The sequence below is a fragment of the Cupriavidus sp. 01L46 genome (genome assembly GCF_056399905.1).
Map to the genome: position 1 here is coordinate 1 of NZ_JBFTSF010000713.1, position 508 is coordinate 508.

Genomic DNA, 508 nt, shown 5'->3' on the forward strand with positions numbered 1-508 from the left:
GCATGGACCCGATGCTCAGCGCCAAGGCGCTTGGCGTGATCGGCGGCTTCAATGTGCTGGGCAGCCTGTTCTTTGGCTGGGCCGGCGGGCGAGTCAACAAGCTGGTGCTGCTCGGCATCATCTACAGCGTGCGCTCGCTGGCGCTGGCCTGGTACTTCTCATCCGCGCCCACGCCGGGCAGCACGCTGGTGTTTGCCGCCGTGATGGGCTTCCTGTGGCTGGGCGTGGCACCGCTGGTGGCGGGCTGGATCGCGCAGACCTTCGGCCTGCGCTGGCAGGCCATGCTGGGCGGCGTGGCGTTCTTCAGCCACCAGATCGGCAGCTTCGTCGGCGCGTTTGGCGGCGGACTGGTCTACGATGCGCTAGGCTCCTACACCCTGGCGTGGCAGATCGGAGTGACACTTGGGCTGGCCGCCGGGCTGGCGCAGATCGCCTTCGCGGTGGCCACGCGCCCGCGGCCGCCGYAGCTGATGGCCACGTAAGCGGGCACTACGGCAAGGAGCAACCA

The 508-nt window shown here is 68.8% G+C and carries 1 protein-coding gene; it reads left to right on the forward strand.

All coding sequences use genetic code 11. The features are described 5' to 3' along the window. A partial coding sequence (locus AC1DS3_RS39455; RefSeq protein WP_477129476.1) for an MFS transporter occupies positions 1–482 on the forward strand: 482 nt, incomplete at its 5' end. Positions 483–508 lie beyond the last annotated feature (26 nt).